The organism is Tissierellales bacterium (genome assembly GCA_025210965.1).
GTDB lineage: Bacteria > Bacillota > Clostridia > Tissierellales > JAOAQY01 > JAOAQY01.
Genome location: JAOAQY010000046.1, coordinates 1 through 21,062 on the forward strand (window position 1 = coordinate 1; position 21,062 = coordinate 21,062).

At 32.5% G+C, this 21,062-nt stretch carries 20 protein-coding genes and 1 riboswitch; of the genes, 4 read left to right on the top strand and 16 right to left on the bottom strand.

The annotated features are described in order from the left end of the window. Positions 1–805: helix-turn-helix domain-containing protein (locus tag N4A40_03250; GenBank protein MCT4660852.1), on the bottom strand; the 805-nt coding region annotated here is incomplete at its 3' end. Positions 806–1,080: 275 nt separating this feature from the next. Between N4A40_03250 and N4A40_03255 the strand changes: the two genes are divergently transcribed. Next, a complete protein-coding gene (locus N4A40_03255) occupies positions 1,081–1,962 on the top strand; it encodes an aldose 1-epimerase family protein (protein MCT4660853.1) in 882 nt (293 codons plus the stop codon). 96 nt (positions 1,963–2,058) lie between these two features. Here N4A40_03255 and N4A40_03260 read toward each other — a convergent pair whose 3' ends face one another. The 7 genes from N4A40_03260 to N4A40_03290 form a co-directional block, all read right to left on the bottom strand. Beyond that, positions 2,059–2,199, bottom strand: coding sequence for a FeoB-associated Cys-rich membrane protein (locus N4A40_03260; GenBank protein ID MCT4660854.1), 141 nt, complete (start codon positions 2,197–2,199; stop codon positions 2,059–2,061). An 11-nt stretch (positions 2,200–2,210) separates the two neighbouring features. Beyond that, the gene (locus tag N4A40_03265) at positions 2,211–4,223 is read right to left on the bottom strand and encodes a ferrous iron transporter B (GenBank protein MCT4660855.1); all 2,013 of its coding nucleotides are present in this window, start codon (positions 4,221–4,223) and stop codon (positions 2,211–2,213) included. Positions 4,224–4,433: 210 nt separating this feature from the next. Next, a complete protein-coding gene (locus tag N4A40_03270; protein ID MCT4660856.1) occupies positions 4,434–4,718 on the bottom strand; it encodes a ferrous iron transport protein A in 285 nt (94 codons plus the stop codon). A 2-nt stretch (positions 4,719–4,720) separates the two neighbouring features. Then, positions 4,721–5,125: a metal-dependent transcriptional regulator gene (locus N4A40_03275; protein MCT4660857.1), complete on the bottom strand. Its 405-nt coding sequence runs from the start codon at positions 5,123–5,125 to the stop codon at positions 4,721–4,723. A 124-nt stretch (positions 5,126–5,249) separates the two neighbouring features. Further along, positions 5,250–6,098: a patatin family protein gene (locus N4A40_03280; protein ID MCT4660858.1), complete on the bottom strand. Its 849-nt coding sequence runs from the start codon at positions 6,096–6,098 to the stop codon at positions 5,250–5,252. A 123-nt stretch (positions 6,099–6,221) separates the two neighbouring features. Then, positions 6,222–7,952, bottom strand: a complete 1,731-nt coding sequence (locus tag N4A40_03285) for an NADH-dependent [FeFe] hydrogenase, group A6 (protein MCT4660859.1) — start codon at positions 7,950–7,952, stop codon at positions 6,222–6,224. Next, positions 7,946–9,781 carry an NAD(P)-binding protein gene (locus tag N4A40_03290; protein MCT4660860.1) on the bottom strand — a complete coding sequence of 612 codons (1,836 nt, stop codon included), beginning with the start codon at positions 9,779–9,781 and terminating at the stop codon, positions 7,946–7,948. Before N4A40_03290 ends, N4A40_03285 begins: the two co-directional genes overlap by 7 nt. 513 nt (positions 9,782–10,294) lie before the next feature. Between N4A40_03290 and N4A40_03295 the strand changes: the two genes are divergently transcribed. Further along, positions 10,295–11,377, top strand: a complete 1,083-nt coding sequence (locus N4A40_03295; GenBank protein ID MCT4660861.1) for a GGDEF domain-containing protein — start codon at positions 10,295–10,297, stop codon at positions 11,375–11,377. A gap of 4 nt (positions 11,378–11,381) precedes the next feature. Here N4A40_03295 and N4A40_03300 read toward each other — a convergent pair whose 3' ends face one another. The 3 genes from N4A40_03300 to metF are packed head-to-tail and all read right to left on the bottom strand — an operon-like array spanning position 11,382 to position 15,371. Further along, a complete protein-coding gene (locus tag N4A40_03300; protein ID MCT4660862.1) occupies positions 11,382–13,838 on the bottom strand; it encodes a homocysteine S-methyltransferase family protein in 2,457 nt (818 codons plus the stop codon). Continuing rightward, on the bottom strand, positions 13,783–14,463 hold the full coding sequence (locus tag N4A40_03305; GenBank protein ID MCT4660863.1) for a methionine synthase: 681 nt from the start codon (positions 14,461–14,463) through the stop codon (positions 13,783–13,785). The genes N4A40_03300 and N4A40_03305 overlap by 56 nt, the downstream gene beginning before the upstream one ends. A gap of 20 nt (positions 14,464–14,483) precedes the next feature. Further along, entirely contained in the window at positions 14,484–15,371 is an 888-nt protein-coding gene (gene metF, locus N4A40_03310; protein ID MCT4660864.1) for a methylenetetrahydrofolate reductase [NAD(P)H], read from the bottom strand. Positions 15,372–15,476: 105 nt separating this feature from the next. Beyond that, positions 15,477–15,578, bottom strand: a riboswitch (SAM riboswitch). A 156-nt stretch (positions 15,579–15,734) separates the two neighbouring features. Between metF and N4A40_03315 the strand changes: the two genes are divergently transcribed. Both N4A40_03315 and N4A40_03320 read left to right on the top strand, forming a co-directional pair. After that, entirely contained in the window at positions 15,735–16,889 is a 1,155-nt protein-coding gene (locus tag N4A40_03315; GenBank protein MCT4660865.1) for an aminotransferase class I/II-fold pyridoxal phosphate-dependent enzyme, read from the top strand. A 118-nt stretch (positions 16,890–17,007) separates the two neighbouring features. Beyond that, complete coding sequence (locus N4A40_03320; GenBank protein ID MCT4660866.1) at positions 17,008–17,889, top strand: proline iminopeptidase-family hydrolase; 882 nt, start codon at positions 17,008–17,010, stop codon at positions 17,887–17,889. Positions 17,890–17,944: 55 nt separating this feature from the next. Here N4A40_03320 and N4A40_03325 read toward each other — a convergent pair whose 3' ends face one another. The 5 genes from N4A40_03325 to N4A40_03345 form a co-directional block, all read right to left on the bottom strand. Then, positions 17,945–18,502: a hypothetical protein gene (locus N4A40_03325; GenBank protein ID MCT4660867.1), complete on the bottom strand. Its 558-nt coding sequence runs from the start codon at positions 18,500–18,502 to the stop codon at positions 17,945–17,947. After that, positions 18,502–19,092, bottom strand: coding sequence for a hypothetical protein (locus tag N4A40_03330; GenBank protein ID MCT4660868.1), 591 nt, complete (start codon positions 19,090–19,092; stop codon positions 18,502–18,504). Before N4A40_03330 ends, N4A40_03325 begins: the two co-directional genes overlap by 1 nt. A gap of 78 nt (positions 19,093–19,170) precedes the next feature. After that, positions 19,171–19,782, bottom strand: coding sequence for a hypothetical protein (locus tag N4A40_03335; GenBank protein MCT4660869.1), 612 nt, complete (start codon positions 19,780–19,782; stop codon positions 19,171–19,173). A gap of 4 nt (positions 19,783–19,786) precedes the next feature. After that, positions 19,787–20,392, bottom strand: a complete 606-nt coding sequence (locus tag N4A40_03340) for a hypothetical protein (protein MCT4660870.1) — start codon at positions 20,390–20,392, stop codon at positions 19,787–19,789. Between the two features lie 13 nt (positions 20,393–20,405). After that, positions 20,406–21,011, bottom strand: coding sequence for a hypothetical protein (locus tag N4A40_03345; GenBank protein ID MCT4660871.1), 606 nt, complete (start codon positions 21,009–21,011; stop codon positions 20,406–20,408). Between the last annotated feature and the right edge of the window lie 51 nt (positions 21,012–21,062).

Here is a 21,062-nt window from a genome sequence, read left to right on the forward strand (position 1 = left end):
GTCTTTGTACTTTGACTGTTTGTTTATGGATATTTTGCCTAGTAGCTCCTCCTTTTTCTAGTTTTTTTGTTTTTTTAAGACATTCATATTTCCTTGAAAGTCTTACTTGTTCACGTTTTAACTTCTTTTCTAGTTTTTTTACTCTTGAAGTCTTGTTGATGTTCTTTTTTACAACTTCATTACTGAAAATAGCAAAATCTTTTATTCCTAAATCTACTCCAATTGGCTCTGTCTTAGGTTTGTCATCCTCAGTTTTTTCTACTTCGCAAACAATTGATACATAATATCTCCCTGCTCGCTCTATAACAGTTCCATTAATAACTTTTGCATTGGTTGGAATATATCCAAACTCTTTAAGTCTCACCCATTTAAGGGTAGGTATATTGACTCTATGACGCTCTATCTTCCAGTCAGTTTTGTTATTCTTTGGAAAATATAAACCGACTTTAGACTTGCCCTTTTTCTTAAATCTAGGGAAGCCTGCTTCACATTTAAAGAATTTCTTATATGATAACTCTGCATTACATATAGCTTTCTTTCTAGCCTTGCTACCACAATCATTAATCCACTTGTATTCATGCAATACTTTGATTTCATTGTTGATATATTTATCAAAGTTATTAGCTGATATAAAGGCGCTTTTCTTATCTATTTTCCCCTCTTTAAAGTTCTGATAAAGTGATTGATTTTTAGCAAGATAAGCGTTATATAACCATCTACAAATTCCCAGTGATTGATTAATCTTTTGAATCTGCTTTTTTGTTGGTTTTAATTCGACTTTGTATGCCCTTTGCAATCTCTTCATCCCCTTACCTAAGCACCTTAAATGAAATGTTAAGTATCGCTGCAAAATCTTTAGTTTTATAATTTGTAATATGTTTCATGTATCCATCAACTCCTTTGAGTATATTTGAACACTTTCAACCACATTTATCAACATTTTTAATAACTAAAGCATTTCTCCTTCAAAATCTAAATTAATATATCTACTTTATTCTATTATTTATCTCAAAACATTTCAACTTTTTTACTATGATATAATACATCTATAATCGTATTATTTAAAGGAGGATTATAATCATGATGTCTACATTATCAAATAATTTATTAAAAATACAGATTTCAACACATGGAGCAGAGTTAAACAGCATACTGGGTTTAAATGACAATTTAGAATATCTTTGGAACGCTGATGAAAATTATTGGAAAAGGCATGCTCCAATACTATTTCCCATCGTTGGAAAATTAAATAACAACACTTATAGAGTTAATCAGAAAAACTATACTCTTACACAACATGGTTTTGCTAGAGACTCTGAATTCAAAATCTATAGCAAAGAAAACAACTCAATAACATATATTTTATCTAGCTCTATTAATAGTTTAAAAGTATATCCCTATGAATTCGATTTGTATGTTAGTTACACTTTAATTAAAAACAAAATAGAAATAAAGTATAGTGTAAAAAATAAAGATAGTAAAAAAATATATTTTTCACTAGGAGCTCATCCTGGCTTTAATTGTCCATTATTAACTGACGAATCAATAAACGACTATTACTTTGAATTTGAAAAAATTGAAACAGCTTATCAGCAAATTTTAGATTCAAAATTAGGTCTATTTACGGGAAATTCTATTCCTTTTTTCAAAAACAATAATATTCTAGATATATCAAATGATTTATTTAAAAATGATGCTCTAGTATTCAAAAATTTAGATTCCAAATATATAGCATTGAAAAGCAGAAAAAGTACAAAATCAATAGTTCTTGATTTTGATGGTTTTCCATGTGTTGGTCTTTGGTCTAAGCCTGAAGGTGCACCATTTGTGTGCATAGAACCTTGGTTTGGCCATGCAGACTACGTTGACTTTGAAGACGATTTCAGCAAGAAAGCTGGCATTTTAGAACTTCCTATCGGCGAAACTTTTGATTGTAACTATTCAATAACTATAAATCAATAAACTATCTTAGCTCAATTATATTTTATCAATTTATAATAAATAAAAAGCTGTAATAAAATAGATTTACCAATCTACTTTATTACAGCTCTTTTTAAATTATTTACAATTGCAATTTCCATTCGATTGACTATACGGACAACCAATGCATTTTGCACCTTTTTTCTTTTCTATGATGATTTTTACAGTTGCTAGGGCCACTATCGCTAATATAACTACTCCAACAATTACGTTTCCCATACTATCATCTCCTATGCACTCTTAATTTTTCTAGTACCATTTTTAGCTGCTGCTTTTTTATCGCCTTGTTTTACCAAATGCACCACAAATCCTATCATCAATGTTACAGCTACAAGACCCGGTACAAAACCTGTTCCTACACCCCCTGTAGTGATCAATGAACCAATTTGATAAATAAAGAATGCTACTGTATATCCCATTCCAAATTGGAATGCAATACCACTCCAAAGCCATTTCTTATTTTCCATTTCAGCATTCATAGCACCAATAGCTGCAAAGCAAGGTGGAGTAAATAAGTTAAATGTCAAATATGCTAATGCTACAACTGAACTAATACCCATAATTTGAGCTACATTTTCGCTACCTGAAACCAATGCAAGTTCATCTGTATCTATAAAATTTGTTATTGAGTAAACTACTGCAAGAGTTCCTACAACATTCTCTTTCGCAATAAAACCAGTGATTGCTGCGGCTGCCAATTGCCATACTCCAAATCCTAATGGAATCAACAATACTGCAAATGGTGATGCGATACTTGCTAAAATACTTGTATTTTCAGCTCCCTCTGCAACTACTTCAAAAGACCAGTTAAATGTTTGCATAATTTGAACTGCTGCATTACAAAGAAGTATTATAGTACTTGCTTTTATAATAAATGCTTTTGCTCTAGAAAGCATCGAAATAGTAGCCTTCTTGATGCTTGGTATTTTATACTCAGGTAATTCCATTATGAAAAATGATCTAGCACCTTTTTCTCCAGTAATTCTAACTATAAGCAATGCTCCTGCTATAATTATCGCTATACCCATGAAATACATTGTAGTTCCAACCCATGCTGCATCATCGAAGAATACTCCTGCAAAAAGTGCAATTACAGGTAATTTCGCTCCACACGGCATAAATGGTGTAAGCATAGCGGTTGTTCTTCTCTGTCTCTCGTTCTTAATAGTTCTAGTAGCCATAACTCCAGGAATTGCACAACCAATACCTATAATCATAGGTATAATAGACTTTCCAGATAAACCAACTTTTTTGAAAAATCTATCCATTACAACAGCCACACGAGCCATGTATCCGCAATCCTCTAATAAAGCTAAAAGGAAGAACAACACCATTATTAGAGGTAAAAATCCTACAACTGCACCAACGCCACCAATTATACCATCTAATAATATAGCTCTAAGAATCGGTGAAACACCGTCTCCCATTGCACCCTCTACTGCACCATATAAAGCATCTATCCATCCACCTAATACTTCTGCTATATAAGGTCCTACATGTGTCTGTGATATAGAAAATACCGCCCACATTATAAGCGCAAAAATCGGCAATCCTAACCACTTATGTGCCACTATTCTATCTACAGCATCCTGCTTAGTCTGCTTATTCACATCTAGTTTTTTATTTTCAACTTTAGATACAATATCTTTTACAAATTCAAATCTTTTTCTGTCAAACACCTCAACAGATTTTTTATCGTTTTTATTAAGTCCTTTAGCTTCAAATGGAGCTCTCTGAACTTGTCCACGAACTCCAGCAACAGCAGCTATTAGTTTTTCCAAACCATTATTTGTACTTTTAGCTGCTGAAGTCTCAACAACTGGACAACCTAATTTTTTCGAAAGTGCATTTGTATCTATCTCAGTTTGTTTTTTCTGATTGATATCAATCTTGTTCAGCGCTACAACCACTGGTATATTTAACTCTAGCAATTGTGTTGTAAAAAATAAACTTCTACTCAAATTTGTAGCATCTACAATATTGATTATTACATCAGGATTTTCATTATTAACAAACTCACTTGTAATACTTTCTTCCGATGTAAATGGAGACATCGAATATGCTCCAGGAAGGTCTACTGCTGTAATTTCACGACCAGTTTTATTAAGGCTTTTCTTGATATCCCCTTCCTTTTTATCAATAGTTACTCCTGCCCAGTTACCCACACGCTCAATTTTTCCCGTAATAGCGTTAAACAAGGTTGTCTTACCACTATTCGGATTACCCGTAAGTGCTACTTTCATAAATAATCTCCTCCACTTTATATAAATTATTAGCCGAGGTTAACTTTTTTGATAAAAAAATAAAATGATAATAGCAATACATTCTTAAGTTAACCACTCTAATTAAAATCTATAATAATTATCAATACCCATGTTAGCCACAGCTAACATTTTCAGCATAAAAAAACGCAAGATTTGCCAAATGAATTTGGCAAATTTGCTAATATAAAATTATATAATTATAGCTCTTGCTAATTCTGTATCTATACTATACCTAGCATCTTTCACTGTGACCACGTAATTATCTGCTAATATAGATATCAATGTAATCTCTTCACCTTCATAGCAACCAAGCGTAAATAAGAAATCTTTTAATTCCTCATCGCCAGTTTCAATAGACCTAATAGTATATTGTCTATCAACATCTGCTTGAGTCAAATCATTGGCACCCACATGCTGTGATTCAGTCTGATAATTACCACCTACTACCATTTTTTGTTCTAAAATATTTTCCATGTTTACGCCTCCAACTCATTTTCGATACCTACATCAATATTTTGCTTCACAAGATATTCCTCTATAGCTTCTATCATTTCATCTGAGATAACATGCTCTATCTTACAAGCATTTTTCTCAGCTTCAACCTTCTTTAGCTTTAGAGAATCCTCCAAAAATAATGTTATTAGTCGATGATTTTTGTATATACGTTTTGAAACACTGCGCCCCTCACTCGTAAGTGTTATTGTTCCATAATGTTCCTTAACTATCAATCCCTTTTCTTTTAGGTATTTCATAGCTTTAGACACACTCGGTTTTGTAACACCAAGCCTTTTAGCTATTTCTGCCCCGTGGGCATGTCCATGTTCTTTCTCGAGTATATATATCGTTTCTAAATACATTTCAACTGATTCATTATTTACCATCAAACCACTCCATAGCATCAATTTGAGTAAATCTTTCAAACTGACAATTTCATTTTATACCAATTGATAAGTTTTGTCAATTGGTAATTAGTATTTATTTCAATTAGTAATAATACTCATTATACTATTTTTTCAAAAACTCATTTAGTTCTTCAAGTTTCATTCTCATTTGTTCATATCCTATTTCGTAACATCTTTCTAGTTTTTCTATATTACGCTCAGCTCTTTTAACCTTCAATGCTTCATTTGGCCTTATGACAAGTGCTTTACCTTCTAGCTCTAATCGCTCGATATATTCAAGTGTTTCATTATAAAATACATGTCTGCTCTCGATAGCTTTTACCAACTTAGGATAATCTCTATACAATTTTCTAGCCATAAACATTCCTTTTGTCAACTTTTTTCTATAGCCACTTGGCTGAGTCAGTATAATTACTAATTTTTCATTTCCATCACTTAATGCTTTTTTCACTGGAATAGAATCACTTATTCCACCATCTAAGAGCTCCTTGCCTTTGTACTTTACAACATTAGAAATAAGTGGCAAACTGCTCGATGCTCTCAAAAGTTTATTTTCCTTATCTATCTCCTTATTATCGTAGTAAACTGCTTGTCCACTACTGCAATCAGTCGTAACTACAACAAATTTTTGGCTGGATTCCATATATGTTTTGTAATCAAATGGAACCAGTTCATTTGGTATTTCATTGAATATAAAATCCATGCCAAATAAAGTTTCTTTCTTGAAAAGCCTTCTATAGCTTATATACCTTTTATCATGTAAGTAGTCCAATGTAGCCCGCTTTGTTCTTCCTATTTGCCTCGATATATAAGAAGCTCCATTACAAGCTCCCATTGAAACTCCTATAACATACGGTATGTATATATCATTTTCCATAAGGCTATCGAGTACACCTGCTGTATAAATCCCTCTAAGTCCTCCACCTTCTATAACCAACCCTATTTTACTCATAACTAATCATCGTCCTCTCTTTTACGATATTATTAGAATATCATATTTTTTTTAGAGACTGCAATTATTTTATCTACAAAAAAGGAACCTATAGCATCTAGCCTAGGTTCCCTAAAATTTCTTCTATTTGTTCTTCATTTCCCAACCAAAATGATCAGTATGAAGTAAATTATGTGCTTTGTGTGAAAGTGGTTTTTCAAAATACTCTTCATACATTTTAGCTATATTTGGATTTTCATGAGAGAATCTAAGCTCTGCATTCTTATCCAAGCTATAAAGTATTTCGCCTCTTTCTCCAGCTAATTCACAGCCTTCATGTATTGGCTGACCGCCACCACCAGCACAGCCACCAGGACAAGCCATTATTTCAACAAAGTCATACTCAACTTCGCCTCTATCAATAGCGTCCATAAGTTTTCTAGTATTTCCTAGTCCACTTGCTATAGCTATTCTTACTTCTGTATCTTCTATTTTAAAGCTAGCTTCTTTCCAGCCTTCTAATCCTCTTACCTTAGCAAACGCATCAGCATCAGGATTTTGACCAGTTACCAAGAAGTAAGCACTTCTTAGAGCTGCTTCCATAACTCCACCTGTCGCTCCAAATATAACGCCTGCACCTGTTGATACCCCAAGTGGTGAATCAAAGTTTTGCTCTTCTAATGCTTCTAAGTCTAAATGCTGAGTTCTTACCATTCTTACAAACTCTCGTGTAGTAATAGATATATCAACATCTCTATCCGCACCTGTATCGTTTATATTTGGAACCGCACACTCTTCTTTCTTAGCAAGACATGGCATAACTGACAAGCAGAATATCTTGTCTGGAGATACTCCTAATTTTTCAGCAAAGTAACTTTTAGTAACCGCACCAAACATCTGCTGTGGTGATTTTGCACTTGAAAGCTGACCTACCATATGTGGATATTGAGTTTTTATAAATCTAACCCATCCTGGACAGCAAGATGTAAACATAGGAAGTTTCTTTTCTCTAAGTTCTGGAAGTCTTTGTAAAAACTCACTTCCCTCTTCCATTATTGTAAGATCTGCTGAAAAGTTTGTGTCAAATACATAATCAAATCCTATTTTCTTCATAGCTGCAACCATTTTTTCTGGAGTTGCTTGCTCTTTTGTAAGTCCTAGAGTCTCTCCCCACGCAGTACGAACTGCTGGTGCAACTTGAAGTACTGTAATAGTATCTGGATCTGCTAACGCTTCATAAACTACATCAGTATCGTCTCTTTCTCTAAGTGCTCCTACTGGGCAATGAGTTATACATTGACCACATGCAGCACATTCAGTATTCTCTATCTTTCTATTGTATGAAACGTCAACTGTAGTTCTAGAACCAGTTCCCGCTACATCCCAGATATTAAGAGTTTGAACTTTATCACAAATTTGAACACATCTCATACATTTTATACATTTAGATGCATCTCTTATAAGTGAAAAGTTTTTATTCCATTTATTTCTCTCTGGTTTCTTAACATATGGCATATCTAATATTCCTAAATCATTCGCCAATGTTTGTAGTGTACAATTACCACTTCTTACACAAGTCGTACAATCACAACTATGCTGAGATAAAATAAGTTGTACATTAGTCTTTCTACCTTCTAATACTTTTGGGCTATTTGTATAAACTACCATTCCCTCTTCAACTGGAGTATTACATGAAGTAGCTAATTTTTCAGTACCTTCAATCTCAACTAAACAAACTCTACATGCTCCAATCTCATTTATTCCTTCTAAGTAGCAAAGTGTTGGTATATTTACTCCGACTTTCTTTGCCGCTGCTTTTATACTCATTCCAGCAGGAACTTCAACCGTGATATTATCTATAGTTAATTTTACCATTTGTCACATCTACCTCCCTTAAACACGCCATATCCAAAATGATCACAGCGTAGGCATCTGTTAGACTCTTGAAGAGCTTCCTCTTCTGTCATACAATGCTCCATTAAATCAAAATCATTCTTTCTCTCCTCTGCTGGACGCTCTTTCATATTAACTCGTCCACAAGGTTTGCTGTCTTTTAATTTTACAGGAGGTATTTCAACATCTACTGTAATTTCATGGTGATATCCTAAATACTCGTCTATATTTGCTGCAACAACTTTACCCGCTGCTATAGCTCTTATAAGTGTAGCTGGACCTGTTACACAGTCTCCACCAGCAAATACTCCATCTACTCCTTCAAAATCACTTGTACTAGCCGCAGCTATTACTCCTCTATTTGTAGGAATTCCATGAGCTTCAAATTGCTCAGTTGCAATTTTTTGACCAATAGCTACTACAACGATGTCACATGGAATCATCTCTTCTTCCATATTTGCTTTCATCGGACGTGGACGACCTGAACCGTCTACCTCTCCAACTACTTGTTGCTGTACCCAAAGACCTTTTACATTGCCTTCAGCATCTTTTTCTATTCTTATAGGTGCTACAAGTGGTGTGATTTCACATCCTTCTGCAATAGCCCCTTCAACTTCTTCTCCAAGCGCTGTCATATCTGTAACTCGACGTCTATAAACACAAGTAACGCTCTCTGCACCAAGACGCTTAGAACTTCTTGTACAGTCCATAGCAACGTTTCCGCCACCAATAACTACTACTTTTTTGTCTTTAAATTCAGGCATATTTCCAAGACCTATAGAACGAAGCATCTCAACTGCAGATATAACGCCTCTAGCATCTTCTCCATCTATACCTAATTTCTTATCAACTTGTGCACCAATTGCAACATGTACACAGTCAAAGTCTTCTCTTAATTTTTTAAGATCGATGTCTTTACCAATCTCAACACCTGTATGAACTTCAATACCTGTTGATAGCATAGCATCTATATCTTCTTGTAGCCTTTCTCTAGGTAAACGATAACTTGGAATACCATATCTAAGCATTCCACCTAATTCTGGTTGCTTTTCATAAATAGTAACCGCATGTCCCATAAGTGATAAATAGTATGCTGCACATAGTCCTCCTGGACCACCACCTATAATAGCAACTTTTTTACCTGTTGATTCGTTACATTCTGGTACTGGTACTACTCCAGCGTGATCTACTGCATATCTCTTTATTCCTCTAATATTTACTGCATCATCTACCATATTTCTACGGCATCTAGCTTCACAAGGATGTTCACAAACCATAGCACAAGCTACTGGGAATGGATTATCCTTTCTAATTAAACGAACTGCATCTGCATTTCGTCCTTCTGCAACAAGAGCTACATATCCTGGAATATCTACTCCAGCTGGACAAAGTGCAACACATGGAACCGGTTGACTCAAACTACATAAGCAACGCTGATTCTGAATGTGCTCTATGTAATCATCTCTAAATCCAATTACTCCTCTTAATACCATATTAGCAGCTTCATAACCAATTGCACAATCTGCTGAGTTTTTAATAACTCTTGCAGTTTTTTCAATTAAATCCAAAGTCTCTAAATCTGCTCTTCCTTCTAATACATCGTCAATTAACTCTGATAATTGACCTAGCCCAACTCTACATGGCACGCATTTACCACAAGTTTGTGCGTGACACAATTTCAAAAACGCTGCTGACATGTCTACAGGACACAACCCTGGTGGACTTGCCACAATTCTTCGTTCTACATCATGATAAAGCCCCTCAACTACCATTTGAGCTTCATTTGGTGTAATGATGTTCAATCTGCTCATGAATACTTCCCCCTTTTACTAAATGATATAATTTCGAAAATCTAATTTAATGATTCGAAAAAATATACATGATTGATTATACTCCCGGTTTGCATTTTGTGTCAACCGTTTTCCTATTTTAATATGAGGAATTGAATGCTTTTTTTCAAATAAATAAGTCTGTTGCTTTTTTAACAATCTTTCGTTTTTCAACCATTTCACTTCCGATTGTTTATTTTAATCACAGTTCTATTTTTAGCATATTTCCTTTTTTTCGCCTTCAACATGAATAATGTAGGAATTGCTTCCAAAAACAAACGTTTGTGAAAAAAATATTTTTAAATTTTAATTTATTGTTAATAAATTGAAATCATTTTTTATACATCATTAATTTTAGCGGTAATTCCCAAAAGAATCCTGTATACATATATTTCAAAAATTTAATCTTTTTATTCTTAAATTGCTTTATTTCGTCAAAAATGATATAATCGTTTTCGATTGATAATCATTATCAAATTTTTGGAGGATTCTACTATGCGAAATATGAACCAAAACGCCTCTGCATTAATTGAAGAACTATATATATCTATGCAGGTTGTTATTCTATTATTACTTTTGAACGCAGCATTCCCCATTTTTTCTAAAAGTAATGACTTCCACTTAAAATATTTTAGTGCGCTATATTTAGTTTATGTTTTAATTAATCTATTTAATTTTGCAAAAAAAACTTCACAACGCATTTCAGACAATATCAAACCATCTATTTCAACTGGATTTATAGATGGTGTATTTGTCTGCATTTTCATATACATATATCAAAATGCTCCGCTAGATTTATCAAATTTGCTTTTTGTGTATGTTTTGGTTCAAAGCATAAGATTTTCTCTTCCTAAAAATCTAATATTTACACTAATTGCTTCAATTATAGAAGTCTTTATTTCTTTCAATCAATTGTCTTCTGATTTGATATTCATAGATTTATTCGGTAATATACTTGTAATTATACTAATAAGCTTTATCGTTGGATTTGCTTTGAATCAAATAACGCATTTACAAAATCAAAAAAACTATTACTACAATCAACTTACTAAAAAAAATAACGAATTAAAACATTTAGCCAACACTGACTTTTTAACTAAATTAAACAATCATCAGTCATTCTATTATCATTTTGATTTATTAAAAGAAAATGCCTACAAATCTAAGTCTGCTCTTGGGTTAGCTATAATAGACATAGATGATTTTAAAAAAATTAATGATTCATTTGGCCATTTAGCTGGAGATGCTATTTTGAGAGAGCTTGCCTCTCTTCTTTCAAAAAATATCAGAAATTACGATTTTATAGCACGCTATGGCGGTGAAGAATTTGCCATTCTATTCCCCTATGCTGATTTATATGACTGCATATCCGTTTGTGAACGAATAAGAAAAATCGTCGAATACCATAATTTTGGTATCGACGATTATTCTATTAAAATTACAATTAGCACCGGTATCCAAATACTCTCACCTGAAAAACATGATGACAATTGCTATGATTTTATAAAAGAGGTTGATGCTCTCTTATACCAAGCTAAAAAACTTGGAAAAAACAAAGTAATTCACTCCATAATGTAATTCATCAAATATCGAAAAAAATCTTTTCTGCTATCTCTACTGCCTCTTTGGCATCTTTTGCATAATAATCTGCATCTATCATATCTGCGTACTCTTGGTTTAATACAGCTCCACCTACAAATATTTTGCATTTTATATTTTCTGATTTAAGAGCTTTAATAGTTTCTTCCATGCTCTTTACCGTTGTGGTCATAAGTGCGCTTAGACCCACTAATTTAACATTTTTTTCTTTAGCCTCTTCAACAATTTTTTCTTTTGAAACATCCTTTCCTAAATCTATTATTTCAAATCCGTAGTTTTCTAACACTGTCTTTACTATATTTTTACCTATATCGTGGATATCACCTTTAACTGTTGCAAGTATTATAGTCCCTCTATTTATCCTATTTTCATCATTTAAAATCAATCTACTTTGTATGACATCAAAAGAACACTTTACAGTTTCTGCCGATTGTATAAGTTGTGGTAAAAATATCTCTCCCTTTTCATACTTTTCTCCTACTATATTAAGTGCTGGTATGAGAATTTCGTTTACTACTTCAATTTCAGTTTTCTTTTTAAGTATATTTTTGGTGATTTCAGCTGATTCTTCCTTTAATCCCTTTATTATAACTTGAATAAGCTCATCATTTGAATTATCCATCTCGTTATCTAATTCTCTTTTAACATTCTCTTTCTTTATTATTCTCGTCTCTCTGATTTGATTTTCAAAATTACTTACATATTTTTTTGAATTGTAATCTTCATTTGAAAGAACTTTAAAAGCTGATATAGTATCCATTATGTCCACATCATTTGGATTTACTATAGGAAAATCAAGACCTGAATAAAGTGCCATTGATAAAAAAGTTCTATTTAAAAGATTTCTATTTGGTAAACCAAATGAAACATTTGAAACTCCTAAAACTGTTTTCACATTAAGCCTAGCCTTAACTAGTTCTATCGCTTTTAATGTCTCTATTACATCCTTTTGCTGAGCTGATGCGGTAAGAGTTAGACAGTCAATTATTATGTCTTCTCTGGGTATTCCTAAACTTAAACATCTATCTACTATTTTTTCTGCAATTCTAAATCTATCTTCTGCACTAGAAGGAATACCATCTTCATCTAATGTAAGACCTATTATAGCTGCACCATATTTCTTTACTATTGGAAGAAGTCTATCTAACACCAAATCTTTACCATTTACAGAATTTACTATTGCTTTACCATTATAAACTCTAAGTGCTCCCTCTAAAACTTTTGAATTGTTAGAGTCTATTTGCAACGGAACATCTACTACTGTCTGTAGTTCTTTAATTACTTGAACCATCATTTTTTCCTCATCTATTTCTGGAAGTCCTACATTTACATCTAGTATATCTGCGCCTGCTTCTATTTGTTCTAGTGCCTGCTTCACTATATATTCTATATTGTTATTTTTTAGTGCTTCTTTAAAAAGTTTTTTACCAGTTGGATTTATTCTCTCTCCTATCACTTTTATTCCTTCAAATTCGATGCATTTTAGTGCACTACATACTCCCTTTAGCTTATTTCGCTCTATGATATATGGCTTGGTATCTTTAAACTTAATTGAAAGGCTCTTTATAAACTCATTAGTTGTCCCACAGCAACCTCCAACGATATTAACTCCAGATTTAACCATTTTTTCTACTGCTGATGCAAATTCATCACTAGATAAGTCATATATAGTTTCACCATTTGACATTCGTGGTAATCCTGCATTTGGCTGTACTATAACCGGTATGCTAGCATATTTCATAACTTCTTCAATCACTGACTCAAGTTCCACTGGCCCTAGCGAACAATTTACCCCCAATGCATCTACATTTAACCCTTCAAGGGTCATAACCATTGTCTTGACATTCACTCCTGCAAATGTTCGTTTGTTTTTTTCAAATGTCATTGTACAAAATACTGGTAAATCAGAGTTTTCTTTTGCTGCTAGTATTGCTGCTTTTGCCTCATATAAATCCGACATTGTCTCTATCAATATTATATCTGCTCCAGATTTTACTCCTTGCAAAATTTGTCTTTTAAAAATATCATAGGCTCTTTCAAAAGCAAGTGTTCCTAGTGGTTCTAGCATTTCTCCTATAGGACCTATATCTAGCACTATCTTCACATCCTTGGTATCAGAAGCTAACTTAGCATTTTTTATAGCTGCATCAATCACATCTTCTACCTCATAGCTAGAGTTCTTTAATTTTATCTCATTTGCACCAAATGTATTGGTCGTTATAAAATCAGCTCCAGCCTCTATGTATCTTTTGTGTATATTTACCACTTTTTCACTTGCTTCAATATTTAGTATTTCTGGCAAGCCACCTATTTCTAGGCCATCATTTTGAAGCATCGTTCCCATAGCTCCATCAAATATCCAAATTTTATCTAGTAAATTAATTTTAACTGTCACAACCATCACCTGACCTTTTGTAATTACAATTCTTAAATTTATCACACTCAAAGCATGTAGCTCTTTTCTTTTGATAACTTTTTCTAGTAAACCCTATAATCGCAGTAACTGACTTTCTCGGTATAAGTATAGAACTTGAATTAACCGTTATACCTATACTTCTTTGTGATTGGATCGCATTCAAAAATTCGCTTTGAATTTCAATGCTTAAATCACCATATCCAGGGCTAAACCTTCTAGTTATACAAAATCCTTCATTTAATGCTATCTCTTCTATTTCTTTTTCAACAAAATCACAAATTTCTTCTACCATTACAGTAGCACATGCATCTAATATTAAACCTCTATGAGTATCTACTTTAGAATATTTTATAAGCCTTCTATCTAGGAATGTACCTAGCGTCACTGCCATCAAAGCGCATTTATCAGATTCTAACAAATGAGTCACTATCGAATTGCCTTCTAATGATAATTTTGTTCTTGAAATCTCTATTCTTCTTTCGCTCTTTTCTATATCAAATACTCTATAAATATACCTTAATTCAGCAATTTCTCTCAATTCATTCCTACATTCATCTATTACATTCAAAGTATATTCATCAGCGTCATGTTTACCATAACCAAGATACCTCAAAACTTCTCGTTCTTCTATTTTAAAATACTTTTCCATATATTTTTTATACACCTCTATTAAATTGCTTGTCCACTATTTATTGAAACAATTATATTTTTTACACTTTCATTTATTTTCCTAGCAACATAAGGATTATTCATAGTATACAAATGTACGCCTTGAACCCCACTTGAAATTAAATCTATAATTTGTTCAACTGCATAAGCTATTCCAGCGTCTCTAAGCGCTATCTTGTCATTTTCATATCTATTCATTATTTTTAGAAATTTATCTGGCAACGTAGCACCACATAGTTTCGTAATTCTCTCTATTTGCTTTTTGTTTATAACTGGCATAATTCCAGCTTGTATAGGTACTTGTATTCCTTTTTCAAATGCTCTTTCTTTAAAATTATAAAATAATTCGTTATCAAAAAACAACTGACTAATAAGATAGTCTGCACCGCAATCAACTTTTTGTTTTAAATACTTGATATCTTGATCTAATGATTGGCTTTCTAAATGACCTTCTGGATAACAAGCTGCGGCAATCGAAAACTCATGTTTTCTTCGTATATGTTCTATGAGTTCAAATGCATGTTTGTACTCTCCATTCGAAACCTCTCGTATTGGCAAATCACCTCTCATCGCTAAGATATTCTCTATTCCTTCTTTTTTCAGTTCTAGCAGTGTTTTTTCAATAGTTTCTTTTGTAGATTGGATGCATGTAAGATGTGCTAATGATTCTATTTCATACTTGTTTTTTATGAGCGATGAGAGTTCACATGTTCTATTATTAGAACTATTACCACCCGCTCCATATGTAACACTAATATAATCTGGTTTTAAATCTTTTAACTCTTCTAGCGTATCGTATATAGTTTCGATAGGTGTAGTTGGTTTTGGCGGAAATACCTCTAAAGAAAATACTACATTTTTGCGAGAAAATAATTTATCAATTTTCATAATCATACCCCTTTTCTGTACTAATCGAACGACACCTTATCATCTCCTGCAAAAAAATAAAAACCTAAAGGATAATCCCTTAGGTTTACATACTTAAGTTATATTTCCTTATCTATCAGCTAAATGCTGCAGGATTTAGCACCATGTACATGAACATACGGTTGCTGGGTTTCAAAGGGCCTGTCCCTCCACCTCTCTTGATAAGAGTCTTTTGTTTTTAATGTATACGATTATATTACAAAAAAGTAAAAAAGTAAAGAATAATAATAAGAATTTAAATTGACAATGAAACTATTTATGCTATAATATCAACAATACTTATTTATTCATTTAGATGAATAATATTTCACAGGAGGTGTTCCCATGAAAACCAAATTAATTGCAAAACGCTATAAAGAAGCAAAGCCTACCCTCATGGGCGCCGTTGATCAACTAGCAAAAAAATTCAATCATACAATAGATCTAAGTTTAGGCGACCCTGATATCACAACCGACAGTTCCATAATTGATTTTGCTTCAAATGAAGCTAAAAAAGGACATACTCAGTATACTGATTTTAGGGGTGATCCTGAGCTGCTGTATTCTATTTCAAAATTTTATGAAGATGAATACAGCATAAATATAAGTACTGATGAAATGATGATAACCGTTGGTGCTTGTTTAGGTATGTATTTAACTTTAGAAACTATAATTAATCCCGGCGAAGAAGTTCTTTTATTTGCCCCATATTACACGCCCTATAAACAACAAGTTGAATTGGCTGGTGGAGTTCCAATTGAAATTTGTGCATATGTAAACAATAACTTTGCGTTAGATTCTGACGATTTAGAACAATATATCACCACTGATACAAAAGCTATTATAATTAACTCTCCTAATAACCCAACTGGTGCTATATTGGATTTGGATGAACTAAATATGATAGCTGATATTGCTATAAAATACGATTTAGCTATCATATCTGATGAAATTTACGATGCCTACGATTTTAACAAATCATTTCACTCAATGGTTGAAATAGAAAAAATAAGAGACAGGCTCATAGTTATAAATAGTTTCTCAAAAAACTATGCCATGACCGGCTGGCGTATTGGCAATATAATAGCCCCACCAGAATTAATAGATATATGTCTATTGGTAAATGAAAATGTTGCATTCACTGCACCTTCAATATCCCAACGAGCTGGTATCTACGCACTAAACAATAGAAATAAAATTCAAACGTCACTCATAAATACTTACAAAAAGCGAATTGATTACGCTATATCTAGAATTGAATCTATACCTTGGATGAAATTACACAATCATGATGGTACTTTCTATTTATTCATAGATATAAGCAGTACCAATTTTACATCTGAACAGGTTAGTACTATGCTTTTAGAACGTGCTCAAGTTTTAACTATTCCGGGAAATGCTTTTGGAAAATGCGGCGAAGGTTTTATCAGAATTGCCTGCACCAAAGATATTAGTCAATTAAAAATAGCTTTTGATAGAATATCTTCAATAATTATTTAAGCGCAAATAGTTACAAAAATTAAATTTTGTAGATATGTCACAAGTGTTATACTATCTACAGGAACTCATTTTATGAGTAGCAGTAACTTCCAATATCATATTTATAAGGGGATGCGCTATGAAAATTACAGAAGGTTATATGCCATATTTAAACTACAAAACTTATTATAGAATAGTTGGTGAATGCTCTGAAGGCAAGAAGCCAATTGTTTTGTTGCATGGTGGACCGGGTTCAACACATAATTATTTTGAAGTACTTGACTCTCTAGCAGAAGATGGTAGAGCAGTAATAATGTACGATCAATTAGGCTGTGGACTTTCTTCTACACCATCTAGACCTGATCTTTGGAATGCAGATACATGGATAGATGAACTTGTCGAACTAAGAAAACATTTGAATTTAGACGAAATTCACGTACTAGGTCAATCATGGGGTGGTATGCAAGCCATTCAATATGCCTGCGATCGAAAACCAGATGGAATCAAAAGCTATATTTTATCTAGTACTCTTCCTGCAGCTTGGCTTTGGGAAAAAGAACAAAGACGTAGAGTTAGCTACTTGCCAGAACATATGCAAGATGCTATAGCTAAGGCTGAAAAGGCAAATGATTACTCATCTGATGAATACTTAGAAGCTGAAAGTGAATTTATGCTTCGTCACTGCGCTCCAGCAATTGATGAAAATTCTCCTGAATGTATAAAAAGATCTAAAGTTGCTGGCACTGAAGCTTATATAACAGCTTGGGGTCAAAATGAATTTAGCCCTTCAGGTACATTAAAGAATTTTGATTTCATGGATGAAATTGAGAATATAAATGAACCTTGTCTCATAACTAGTGGGCTACTAGATTTGTGCTCACCATTAATAGCTAAAACAATGTATGATAAAATTCCAAATTCAAAATGGGAACTTTTTGAATACAGCAGACATATGCCATTTGTTGAAGAAAATGAAAAATATATTTCTGTACTAAAAAAATGGTTAAATGAGAATGATTAGGTGAAATTCCCCCCTTAAATATAGTTTTTGTTCTGCTATATTTAAGGGGGATTTTTTATGCTCTTTTTTCCTCTATTCTTTTTCCAAGTTTTAGTTTATTTACTAGTTTATAAACTTCATCTACATTTTCTATATTTAGAAATTCTAAGCCGTATATAGGCTTCCTAGATACTACACTTCTTACGTACACTGTTTTCAATTTATAGTATTCGTTTTTGAATATTATAGTTCCAATTTTATTGGCTTTGTTTTCTTTATCTATAGCTATTAGCTCTTCAATATTATAAGATTTAATTCTATTTCCGAAAGAAGTTTTTAGTACTATAACCCTCTTATTCGTAACATAATAAATAGTTCCGGCCTTACCCTGTTTACCGCCTATAAATTTTCCAAAAATAATCAATATTCCAATCAAAACTAACATCAACCCCATCGGAGTTGATATGCTTCCCAGCCCAAATATGATCACAATAATTCCAAAAACAAAGCTTATCGGAAATTGCATGATATCTCTATTTCCATAAAAAATCTTTTTTGATTTTCCAGACCAATGCACAGTTTCTCCATCAATCAATTTTTCTTCAATAAGTGATCCATAATCTGTTTTTCTCATTAATTTATTTCCTCCGATTCTTCATTAGAATACTTTAAATTTCTCACTATTTTTGCTGCCTCATTTCCATCATCTATATTAAAAAAACCTAGCCCTGGATATGGTGATTCGCCAATATTAACTGTATACTCTAAACCACTATCAGGACGAGTTAGCTGTCCGCTTTCTCTATCGCCAAAAATCACATCATAGCCTCTTGATCTATCGTGTTTAACTTCTATAGAATCTAGCATTCCAATAAAGGCACTATTAAGCCTTCTATTTTTAAAATCTCTAATCACTATAATTCTTTTGTCTGTAACATAATAGTATGTCCTCTTTAGCATATAAGATTTAGTTACATTCTTTCCAAACGCAAAATTTAAATATGCAATCGCAAATGGAGAAAATAAAATCAATTTAGGAGATATTCCTTCCGCAATTAATACTGGCAAAATCATGACAAATAAAACTAAAATGCCCAGTAGCCCAAATGCTGTCCTAAGCATATCGTCTACATTAGACTTTGCTCCTTTAGGTCTTCCACTCCAGAGTACATTCTCATCATTTATCAACTCTTTTTCTATCAAAGTTTTTTCTTTGCTATACATTGTATTTACACCCTTCCACAAGTATCGTAGTTATCTTTTTTCTTACTCATTTATTCTCATGAATAATAATTAGTGACCTTATTTATCAGTGTTCTCATAGTTTCCTCTTCTAACTTCATTAATAAGTTTTATTACTACATCTGCATCATCTAAATCACAAAATGCCATTGGCAACGTGTTATAACCCTGTCCTTTAGCAAACATATCCAACCCTGTATTCAAAAATATAGCTATCATAAGTGGACTATTTCCAAATATTATATTGCCGCTTCCAGCTATATCTATCTGTTTGTTTATTACATTTAATGAATCCAAATATTCACATTCAAATTTCTTATACTCTTTATTTATAGCCACTATAGCTCTTTTATTTGTAACATAGTAATATATGTTTTTCTTTAAGTAGCTCTTATAAAAAAATCTTCCTATCAAGATATACAAACTCATTATCACAAATGGTATTCCAAAAATCGCCATAATAAAAGGAATTAGCATAGCTGAATAAATTCCGCTAATTATTGCTATAATCTCCCAAGCAAAAATAAAAACTGACCAAAATAGACTAAGTGGTATCATTGCCCAATCATTTCTACAAAATATACTATCATTAGGCTGACCTGACCATAGTATCTCTTCATTTTCAATCAAATCTTCATGTATGAAACTATTAATATCATAATCTGCAAACATTATATTATTTCTCCTTATCTGATAACTCTATATTCCGCTGCATCTCGTATTTAATACTCTCTATTTGATTATTAACCTCATCAATATTTTCTATATCATAAAACGCCAAAGGAACGTTTTTATAATTTCTCTTCTTTATTAAAAATTCTAAACCAATATTTTCATACGCTTTAGCCATAATATAGCCATTTCCAAATATTACATTTCCAAAATTATGACCTTTATTTTCTATATTTACAATTGACAAATTAGATATTTCTTCTGATTCTACCTTAAAAGATTTTAATTTTTTTAGTATTATTATTCTCTGGTTTGTAACGCAATAATTCGTATTTCTTTTCAGATATATCTTCAATATATATCTTCCTATCAATACATATAATCCTATCAATATATACGGAACTGCAAAGAGCTGAAATATAAATGGCGCCCCGATACTAAAAGCCATCGTTTCCCACGCTACTATTATACCAAGCCAAATTATTGTAACTGGTATAATTAAAATATCTAGCACACTAAAAATCTTTATTTTTGGTTTACCTAACCACAATATTTTTTCATTATCATATAGATAATTTTCAATAGTTTTTTCATCACTTGTCTGCTTCATAATAAACTCTCCTTTAATTCGTTTTTTTATCGTCTTTATTCATCTCACCGTAATTACCTTTTCTGATTTCATTTATCAAATTAGATACTTCATCTGCATTGTCTAAGTCATAAAAAGCTAGGGGCACAATCACAAACCGTCTTCCTCTATTAAATAAATCCATTCCAGTATTTATTAATACTGACATCCTAAATGGAATATTACCAAATTCTATATCACCACTTCCATCTATGTCTATGTATCTATTTATCACTTTTAAGTAATATATATCCTTAACTTCAATCTTTTTATAGCTTAAGTTTTTAATAGTCATCACTCTCTTGTTTGTAACATAATAGTACGTATTTGTCTTCAAATATGATTTATAAAAAAATCTTCCGACAAGTGCATACAATGCAAATAACACAAATATAGCACCTGTAATTGGCATAATCACTGGAGCTCCCGATACTATGCTAGCATACTCCCAATAAAACGAAAATACTGCCAGAAATAAACTATACGGCACCATTTTCCAATCATTTCTACAAAAGAGTCTATCATTAGGCTGTCCTGCCCAAATTACAACCTCCCCAGCAATCAAGTCTTCTTCTACTAGATTTAGTATTTCACTTTTCATTAAAACACCACCTTCTCGAATCAATTCAACATATACGACAAAAAAGCCAAT